Here is a 9,308-nt window from a genome sequence, read left to right on the forward strand (position 1 = left end):
GACCGGCGGACCACAGCCGGTCCGAGCCATCCTCGTTCAGGGCCGCTGGATCACGAGTTCGTACTCGAGCGGCGCGACTCGGTCGCCGCCCATCAGCTCCGGTACGCACTTGCAGATCGCGTCCTTGCTGACATCTGTGTCCACGACCTCGTCATCGCCCCCGCTGCCACCACTCGCCGCACAGGGCTCCGCCGCTGTTCCGCCCGTGAGAGACACCGGCCGCCGGGGCCCTTCACTGTCAAGCCAGTCCCCACCGTGGTTGGGGCCACCGATCCGCCGACCCCATGGTCGACCACCCTGTCCGGGCTTCTACGGAGCACCGCACGCCAGCACCAACGCCCTGACCGCTCGGGAGGTCGGGGGCTGCTGATCAGCCTTGCTCGCAACGGTCGGGAGCGTGGTCCGCAGGCGACTCGATCTTGCGCAGCCGTGTGAATGGCACAGCGGAGGCGAGCGCGAGAGCGATCGCGCCCATGAGCAAGAGGGCGAGCCAGGCGCCGGACCTGTCGATGACGAGTCCTGCCGCGGCGGATGCCAGCGATGCGCCGAGGTTTACGGAGGTGTTGATCCATGTCGACGCTTCTGTCCGGCTGGCGTCCGGAACGATGGTGTCGGCGATGAGGTATCCGGTGATGAGGGACGGGGCGAGGAAGAGGCCGATGAGGGCGAGGCCTGCGGCGAAGAGACCGAGTGTGTCCAGCTGGGACACAAACACCGCGGCAAGCCCCATGCTGACGCACAGGGCGAACAGCCTCTTACCGATTCCCGACTTGAGGTTCAGTTGCCCATAGAGGAAACCCCCGAGAGCACTTCCGCCGGCAAAGGCCGCCAGGAGCCAGCCCGAAGCTGCGACAGCATCACGTTGAGCAGCGGTGGCTGGCGCTGCGATCTCCGCGACGCCCAATACACCACCGACGCCCAGCAGGACGACCAATACCCTTGCGAAACCTGGCTGTCGCAGTGGGCGATCACCTTGCGCGCCGCTCCCTCCCGTCCCGCGCAGCGCCCCCGATGACGCACTGGACGTCATCGCTGCAGTGCCGAGGGAAACCGCTGCCGCGGTCACCCAGAGCCCGATGCTGGGAGAACTGGCCACGATGACCGCAGTGATAAGGACAGGACCACCGACGAAGAGGAGCTCTTCGCAAACCGCGTCGATACTGAATGCCTTTGTTCGCTGGTCACCGGCTGTTGTGAGCGATGCCCAGACCATTCGCATCGCCGCCCCCAGGGGTGGCGCTGTCAGGCCGACCACCGCACTGAGAACGAGGAACCAGATATCCGCGACACTCTCGGCCTCCGTGATGAGCGCGAGAGCGATGAACCCGGAGGCCTGGCCCGAGGCCATCGTGGTGAGCGCGATCCGTTGACCGAATCGATCGACGGCCCGGGCACGCCAGGGGGCGGCGAGGACGTTGGCGATGCCGAACACCGCTGTTGCGAAACCGGCCTGCGTGTACGAACCTGTGCTGTCCTGGACGGCGAGGAGGAGAGCAAGGCCGCCCATCGCGAGGGCGGACCGGCCGATCAGGGCGGGGAGGAAGGCGCGAAGAGCGCCAGGAAGGAGAAGTACTGCGAGCACGAAGAAGCTCCGATGATGTGCGACCGACGCTGAACGCGAGGCCGCCAAGAATCTGACGGCTATCGAGGTCCGGAGGGCAGGACAGAGCGCACCCTCAACGGATCAGAACCTGGACGGGAGAGACCCAGGACCGTCAGATGAACATCACGATGAACATCCGGGAAGGTTAACAGGACGCGGCCTCCATGCCGGCTTGGGTAATTCCGCGCCGGTGACCTCCCCGAAGCCCTTAGCGCTGACTGCTCCTGCTGCGATGTCGGCCAGCATCGCTCCCGCCCCGTTGGCGGGGGTGGGGCCCGGGCCGATGGGTTGATCGGTCCGGGACTCTTGATCGCTGCCGAAGCCTGCTGATTGGCTGGCCGGTATGACTGAGCTCGGACCCGTCGCCTGGCCACCTGCCCCGATCAGGACATCTCACCAGGCGGAGACGGCCGAACGCCTCCCGAAGCGCTGTCCGTTCTCGTGGACGAAGCCAGAAGACTGAGCGTCCGGCCGTTGTCAGTGCTTGCAGGCAGGATCACGGGCATGACGCCGTTGCTTCTTTCCGACATTGAACGAGCCGTTCGCAGCAGCTGGAGTGCCGAGACTTGCACGCCTGAGTTCCGATCACGCTGGACCCAGGACAACCCAGCTCGGGACCAGTGCGGGGTAACCGCCATGATGCTCAACGACCTGCTGGGAGGCGAGCTGCTCCGCGGGGAGGTCCATGTCAACGGAGAGCGTGTGGACTATCACTGGTGGAACCGCCTGGGCATGGGCATTGAGGTCGATCTCACCCGCGAGCAGTTCGGGCCGGAGGAGATTGTCACTGGCGGCATCGTCATTCCCCGCCCGCCCGTGAACGAGTGGCGCAGGCTCCGTGAGGAGTATGAGCTTCTCCGGGACCGAGTCTTGGAGAAGCTCGATCGGCAGCAGCCATCCGCCTCTATGGTCGTGCCGCGGCAGCCATTTGTGGGGCTCGTGGATGAGATGGTCGAGCGTGTTGACGAGCAGGACCATGTCTTGGCGGTGGTCGGCCGGAGCGAGGCCGTTCGCCATGGCTGGCTGCATCGGATCGCCGTGACGATGTGCCGGGATCGGGAAGGCCGGATCCTCGTGCAACGGCGTTCCGAGCACGTCGCCCGGTTCCCGGGGCACTACGAGGTAGCGTCCGGCGGTGCCGTTGTGGCGGGCGAGTCCTATGAGGAAGCCGCAGCGCGTGAACTGGCCGAGGAACTGGGCGTTCGCGCACCGGTCCGCTTCATCGTGAAGTTTCTGAACCGCAGCGGGCTCAGCCCCCATTGGCTCGCCGTTCACGAGGTTGTCCTGTTCGACAATCCGAATCCTGATCCGGACGAAGTGATGTGGCACGGCTGGCTGTCGGAGTCCGAGCTCCTCCGGTCTATGCGGGAGAACCCGTTCACTCCGGATACCCATGACACTCTGAGTCACTACTTTGCCGCTGTGGGGCGGGGAATCATCTGATCGCCTCCTCGCTTGTCACCCCCGACCTTCGACGGGACCGGGGAACCGGGGCGTCCAACAACCGATCGATTGCTGGACGCCCGGAGGCGCAACCGACTCGAGGCCCACTTCGGCCCGCTGCGGCAGTTCACCCTGGCCAACTCCCACCACCGCAGCCACCCTGCGCAAACCCAGGCACTGCACCGCTACCTGCGCTGGCGCAACACCAACGCCCGCCACCCCGACGTACTCGCCGCCCAACGCAAGGAACGCGCCCGCACCCGCAGCGAAAAGGGCATCCGCTGGGGCGGACGCCCCCTCAACACCGCGGCCTGACCAACCGCGAACAGCAGCCCCCGAACGCCGACGGGGCAAGTTCAGGAGAAGGACGGCGACAGAAGGACGACTCACGAGGCGAACGGCTCGATCTCCCCCGCGAAGACGATGACCTGGTCGATGAGGCTCCGTCGCAGATGGACGACATCCGTTCCCGCCAGGCGGGGGCCTCCATCAGGCGTGGTGAAGACCCACTGGTACCGGGCCCATTCGTCAGGCATGTCCACCGCTGAGCAGCGCACCATCGTGCCGGTCCCCGCCGGGTGGCGTCGGATGTCCAGCACGAACCGCTCGACCGCCCCGATTCCTTCGCTGCGACCCAACGGCCCCCAGAAGACCACGTCTGAGGTCAGGGCCTGGGAGAGCAGGGCAGTCACATAGCTGTCGTCCGAGGCGTTGAACGCGGAGATGAACGTGTCGATCGCGGAGCGTGCGGTCTCTTCCTGCATGCCCCAGTAATACCAGCAGTATCGCGTGCGCTCGACCCACGAGCCGCCTTCCGATCACGGTGAACCTTCCCGGTCACAGCACTGGTCAGACGGTTTTGACCTCGTTGGCTCATCAACGCCCTTTGGACAGCGGCCAGATGGAAGACTGAGACTTGGACCACGGAGGTGCACGCGCGTGACGGTAGTGGAGTTCGCGGCCGGTCAGGACGGACGCGTCTACGTTGATATTCCCGACGGGGCTGCCGACGAAGGCGGGACGGGACTTGTCCGGGCCGGTGCCGGGGACCGGATCGCCCGGGTGGCGGCGGATACCTGGCAGGGCGCCCTGGCGGGCGTGCGGTCCGCTGCCGAGGGGGCGTTGGCCCAGCTGCGCGCGATAGACCCGCCGCCCGAGGAGGTGGAGGTGACCTTCGGGGTGGCAGTCGACGGGAAGTTCGGCGCGACGTTGGTGTCGGCGGGAACCAATGCTCATCTGAACGTCAAGGTGGTGTGGCGGAACACGGCCGGGACAACGACGGGCCCGGCCTCGGCCCTATGACGGGCTTGGCAAGCCAGCGCGCGGAACGTCCGCCGTGGCTGGTCCGGTTTCCGCACCCGCACAGTGAGAGTGCCGCGGGAGCCGGCGCACTCGTCGGGCCCCGTCATGTGGTGACCTGCGCCCATGTCCTGGAGAAGCAGCTCGGCCGACCGCTTCCAGAGCCTGGCCCTGACCCGGCAGCGTATGCCGAGGAGGTCGAGGTCGAATTCCCCTTCGCCGGTAAGCCCGGAACTGCGGGAAAGCGGATGCGGGGCACACTCGTGGGCTGGGTGCCGATCGCAACGGACGCCTCCGGCGACGCAGCACTGCTGGAACTGGAGTCGCCCGTCGACTGCACTCCCGCTCCGCTGGCATGTCCCCCCGCGCTGAGCGGTCACCGATTCTCCGTCCACGGTTTCCCTCATGGTGATCCGGCTGCGCGGCAGGCGACGGGTGTGCTGCGCGGGGCCAGCGGACCGATGGGGCCGTGGGTACAGCTGGACGCGGAAAGCTCGACTGGCTGGCCGATCGAGATGGGTTTCTCCGGCGCGCCCGTCTTCGACCACACCAGGGAGGCCGTGGTCGGTATCGTCGTGATGCGCGACGATCACCGCGCCGGGCACATGCTGCCCATGTCGTACCTACGGACGCTCTGGCCCGAGGTGCGGCGCAATTGCGGCTGGCGACTGGACCTGGACACGAGCTACCGCACACACTGGCGCCCCCGGGCGCGCGGTTCCGAGATCGATTCGGACACCGGCGAGTGGTTCTTCACCGGCCGCACCGAGGCCCGCCGAGTCATCCGCGAATGGCTGGAGGGACGGGCCCTCGCAGAGCACCCGATCCTGCTCGTGACGGGTGGCCCGGGCAGCGGCAAATCGGCACTCCTGGCACACGCGCTGGTCTCGGCCGACCCGCAGCTCGCCCCGACCGTGCCCACATCCGGTCCGCGCCCGCCAACTGGCGCCTTTGACATCGCCCTCCACTTGAGAGGGCGCACCCACAGGGAAGTAACAACCCAGCTGGCCGGTGTGCTCGGCGTCGCGGCAGGGGAGCCTGCCGAACTGCTAGCCGAAGTAGGCGAGTTCCCGCCCGGCGAGCGGTTCTGCGTGCTGGCCGACGCGGTGGAAGAGGCTGCCAGCCTGGAAGAGGCCCGGCAGATCGCGACCCTGCTGCGGCAATTGGCCAACACTGGCCGGTTCCGAGTACTGGCCGCAGTGCGCACCGCCCCCGCCGGTACCAGCCGGGCACGGATCCTAAGCAACTTCGGCCGCAGCGCCCCCCGCATCGACCTCGAAGACAGCCGGTACCTGCACCGCCCCGACATTGCTGAGTACGTCATACGCCGCCTGGCCAGTACGAAGGCAGGCTCGGACCGGTACCGCGCGTACACGCCGGACCAACTGCGTGCCACCGGCGAGGCCGTGGCACGCAAGGCCCGCTACAACTTCCTGATTGCCCAGCTCACCGCCAGGTGGCTGACCCACCCGAGTGCACCGCCGACCGGCCCGGGCGACCCCGACTGGGAGGACGAACTACCCGAAACAGTCGGCCAGGCAATGGACGCCTACCTCGACACCTGCCGTCCCGACACCGAGACCGTCCGGCGCCTGCTCACCGCTCTCGCCTACGCCCGAGGCGACGGCCTTCCTCGCAGCAACGCCTGGCTGTCCATGGCGGACGCGCTCGGCTCCGGCGTCGGCCACACAGCCCGCGATCTGGAGAAAATCTTCCACAGCGCGGCGCACTACCTCGTAGAACGGGTCAACGAGGACTCTGGACCGCGCACCTATCGGCTCTACCACAACGCCCTCGATCAGCACCTGCGAGACGAGTGTGAGCGTGTCCTTCACGCACCCGAGGCGGCCATCTCGGCCGCGCTCATGGACGCCGTGCCCGTACGCGACGGAGAGCGGGACTGGGCCGGCTCCGACACCTACACGCGCGACCACCTCGCTGATCATGCAGCCGCCGGGGGACAACTCGACTCCCTGACCTCCGACGCCGAGTACCTCGTCCACGCCACGCCCCGCACTCTCGTCCCGCACCTCCGGCGCACTGAGACCGAGACCGCCCGGCTGGCCGCAGCGGTCTACCGCGCGTCCATCCATCTCCATACGACGGCCACTCCAGCCTTGCGCCGCCAGGTCCTCGCCCTCGACGCAGCACGCGCAGGTGCCGCCTCCTTGCAGCAACAGCTGACCTACCGCATTCCGGAGGGCAGTTGGGTTCCCCGGTGGGCCACAGGAGCCGACTTCTCTCCGGCGCTGTGCGACACACTGACAGGTCACACCGCCCGGGTGTCCGCGGTGGCGTGCACCCTCCTGGGCGGCAGGCCCGTCGCCGTGACCGCCGGTGGCGACGACGGAGCGGTGCGGATGTGGGACCTGGCCACCGGCACTCCACTCGGCCCACCCATGACCGGACACTCCGAGCGGATCCACTCCGTGGCGTGCACCGTCCTGGGCGGCAGGCCCGTCGCCGTGACCACCGGCGGCGGCGACGGAACGATGCGGGTGTGGGACCTGGCCACCGGCACCCCACTCCGCCAACTGACAGTGAGCACCGGCTGGGTGGACGCAGCGGCGTGCACTAACCTCGACGGCAGATCCGTCGCCATGGTGACCAGCGGCGCGATAGTGCGAGTGTGGGACCTGGCCACCGGCACAGCACTCGGTCACCTGACCGGACGCACCGGTTGGGTACACGCGGTGGCGTGTACCGTTCTCGGCGGCAGGCCCGTCGCGGTGACCGGCGGCGACGTGGCGGTGCGAGTGTGGGACCTGGCCACCGGCACAGCACTCGGTCCGCCGATGATGGGACAACACCCCGGCCGGGTTGTCGCGGTGGCATGCACAAGCGTCAACGGCACTCCCGTCGCCGTGACTACCGGAGGCTCAGGGACGGTGTCGGTGTGGGACCTTGCCACTGGCACCCCACTCGCCCAACTGACCGGACACACCAACGCTGTGCGGGCGGTGGCGTGCACTTTTCTGGACGGCAGGCCCGTCGCCGTGACCGGCGGCGACGACTGGACGGTGCGGGTGTGGGACCTGGCCACCGGCACCCCACTCGGCGCGCCCATGACCGGACACACCGGACCGGTGGGGGCGGTGGCGTGCACCGTCCTGGACGGCAGGCCCGTCGCCGTAACCGGCGGCGACGACGGGACGGTGCGGGTGTGGGACCTAGCCATCGGCGCCACACTCCCCGAACCTATAACCGGTCACACCAGCACCGTGTCCGCAGTAGCGTGCACGAGCCTCGCCGACGTACCCGTCGCCGTAACCGGCGCCGGCGACCGGACGGTGCGGGTGTGGGACCTGGCCACCGGCACCCCACTCGGCGCGCCCATGACCGGACACACCGGACGGGTGGGGGCGGTGACGTGCACGGTCCTGGACGGCAGGCCCGTCGCCGTGACCGGCGGCGACTACACGGTGCGGGTGTGGGACCTGGCCACAGGCACTCCACTCCCTCAACCCACAGTCGAACCCACCCACAGTGTGGAGGCGGTGGCGTGTGCTGACCTGGACGGCAGGCCCGTGGGCGTGACCACCGCCGGACTCTGCGCAGTGCGGGTGTGGGACCTGGCCACGGGCACCCGTCTCGCCCGACCAGCAATCGCACACCCCGGCTGGGCTCCCGCATTGGCGTGCACCAGCCTCAATGGCAGGCCCGTCGGCGTGACCAACGGCAGTGGCTACGAAGCGCAAGTGTGGGACCTGGCCACCGGCACCCCACTCGCTCGCCTAACCGGACACACCAGCACGCTGCGGGCGGCGGCGTGCACCGTCCTGGACGGCATACCCGTCGCCGTAACCGGCAGCTATGACCGGACAGTTCGGGTGTGGGACCTGGCCACCGGCACCCCACTCGGCGCGCCCATGACCGGACACACCGGCACGGTGTCTGCCGTGGCATGCACCGCCCTCGACGGCGTGCCTGTGGCCGTGACCACCGGCGATGACGAGACAGTACGCGTGTGGAACTTGCGCACCTGCGAACTCCTGGGTCTCATAGCCGCGACAGGCGCTCGAGCTGTCGCCATCACTGCGCAGGGGTATCTCGTTGTGGGGATGAGCAGAGATGTAGCAGTGTTCACCCGGCGTTCTGAGCGTGCATGCTGATCTTTCCTCTACGTGTCGCCACCAGGCGAGGCATGGGCTCCCGGCTGTGGGCGGGGCCTGAGGCGACGATCAGGCACGTTGGTACAGGGCCCTGCCTATCCCGCCCAAGGACCACCTCGACGGCCACGAGCCGGAGCCGGACGGCAGGGGGCCAGGGACTGCCGAGGACGACGGCTGTGGCGCACACGACGCCCCGCCGTCGCTGAGGTGAAGCCGCCGTCAACTGGCATGGCTCGCAGTCACCGATCGGGCTGCGGCGGAAATCAGGCGTGAGGCCAGGGGCTTCGCACCGGCTCCGGATCTGCTTCCGGACGGCTGGCGCAGCGTGGGGGAGAGCGCGACTCCGATCTCGACGGGGTCGGAAGGGCTAGTCGGCAGCGAACTCCCACCTGGCCGATGCCATGCCACATCGGACGTGACGAGCTGCACCCAGGTGCGTGCCTCCGTCACTCTGCTGCGCCACTGGGAGTGCGGGCTCCGGCACAGCATCCGTACGGTCCCATTGCCCGGCTCGACAGGACAGCGGGGCTTGGCGGTCCCGCGCTCCGATCGCACGTTGCGTGGGACCGCCTTTCCAATGCCTCTGCACATGGCGGCCCCGACACTTACTGACAGGGGACCGCCCCGCACGGCGGGTATTCGAAGCCCTGATACGGCGGCCCGTGGCGTACTCGTACGAACACGACACCCGCCCCCACGCCCTATGTGAGGGACGCCACACCCGAAACCCGCACAACCTCCCGCCCTTCCCGAAGGTCTGGGTCGGGGGGGGGGGGTCAGCCGCGTACACCCCCCCCCCCCCGACCACGGCCGGGCAGAACCCCGCCACACCGGGGGCCCCCCCCCGCCCC

At 68.5% G+C, this 9,308-nt stretch carries 5 protein-coding genes and 2 pseudogenes; 5 read left to right on the forward strand and 2 right to left on the reverse strand.

Translation table 11 applies throughout. The annotated features are described in order from the left end of the window. Positions 1-370: 370 nt before the first annotated feature. Complete coding sequence (locus ACFU6I_RS46440) at positions 371-1,507, reverse strand: MFS transporter (RefSeq protein ID WP_384380030.1); 1,137 nt, start codon at positions 1,505-1,507, stop codon at positions 371-373. 600 nt (positions 1,508-2,107) lie between these two features. On the opposite strand from ACFU6I_RS46440, the pseudogene ACFU6I_RS46445 reads away from it, so the two are divergent. From ACFU6I_RS46445 to ACFU6I_RS46455, 3 genes and pseudogenes are all read left to right on the forward strand, one after another. Further along, a pseudogene (locus ACFU6I_RS46445) lies at positions 2,108-2,491 on the forward strand (hypothetical protein); the annotation flags it as partial. Between the two features lie 18 nt (positions 2,492-2,509). Then, entirely contained in the window at positions 2,510-3,046 is a 537-nt protein-coding gene (locus ACFU6I_RS46450) for an NUDIX domain-containing protein (RefSeq protein ID WP_384380039.1), read from the forward strand. A gap of 90 nt (positions 3,047-3,136) precedes the next feature. After that, positions 3,137-3,361: pseudogene (locus ACFU6I_RS46455) on the forward strand (IS630 family transposase); the annotation flags it as partial. A gap of 71 nt (positions 3,362-3,432) precedes the next feature. Here the strand turns inward: ACFU6I_RS46455 and ACFU6I_RS46460 are convergent. Continuing rightward, positions 3,433-3,810: a hypothetical protein gene (locus ACFU6I_RS46460; protein ID WP_086831186.1), complete on the reverse strand. Its 378-nt coding sequence runs from the start codon at positions 3,808-3,810 to the stop codon at positions 3,433-3,435. A 175-nt stretch (positions 3,811-3,985) separates the two neighbouring features. On the opposite strand from ACFU6I_RS46460, the gene ACFU6I_RS46465 reads away from it, so the two are divergent. Continuing rightward, positions 3,986-4,348, forward strand: a complete 363-nt coding sequence (locus tag ACFU6I_RS46465) for a CU044_2847 family protein (protein ID WP_384380033.1) — start codon at positions 3,986-3,988, stop codon at positions 4,346-4,348. A gap of 245 nt (positions 4,349-4,593) precedes the next feature. Beyond that, positions 4,594-8,457, forward strand: coding sequence for a hypothetical protein (locus tag ACFU6I_RS46470; RefSeq protein WP_384380036.1), 3,864 nt, complete (start codon positions 4,594-4,596; stop codon positions 8,455-8,457). Positions 8,458-9,308: the final 851 nt, after the last annotated feature.

Origin of the sequence: Streptomyces sp. NPDC057486 (assembly GCF_042802415.1) — a bacterium.
GTDB lineage: Bacteria > Actinomycetota > Actinomycetes > Streptomycetales > Streptomycetaceae > Streptomyces > Streptomyces yanii.

Bases quoted from the DNA above. Each gene is read 5' to 3' on its own strand.
- ACFU6I_RS46440 (WP_384380030.1), bottom strand. From the start codon at position 1,507: ATGGGCGGCCTTGCTCTCCTCCTCGCCGTCCAGGACAGCACAGGTTCG.
- ACFU6I_RS46460 (WP_086831186.1), bottom strand. From the start codon at position 3,810: ATGCAGGAAGAGACCGCACGCTCCGCGATCGACACGTTCATCTCCGCG.
- ACFU6I_RS46450 (WP_384380039.1), top strand. From the start codon at position 2,510: ATGGTCGTGCCGCGGCAGCCATTTGTGGGGCTCGTGGATGAGATGGTC.
- ACFU6I_RS46470 (WP_384380036.1), top strand. From the start codon at position 4,594: ATGCGGGGCACACTCGTGGGCTGGGTGCCGATCGCAACGGACGCCTCC.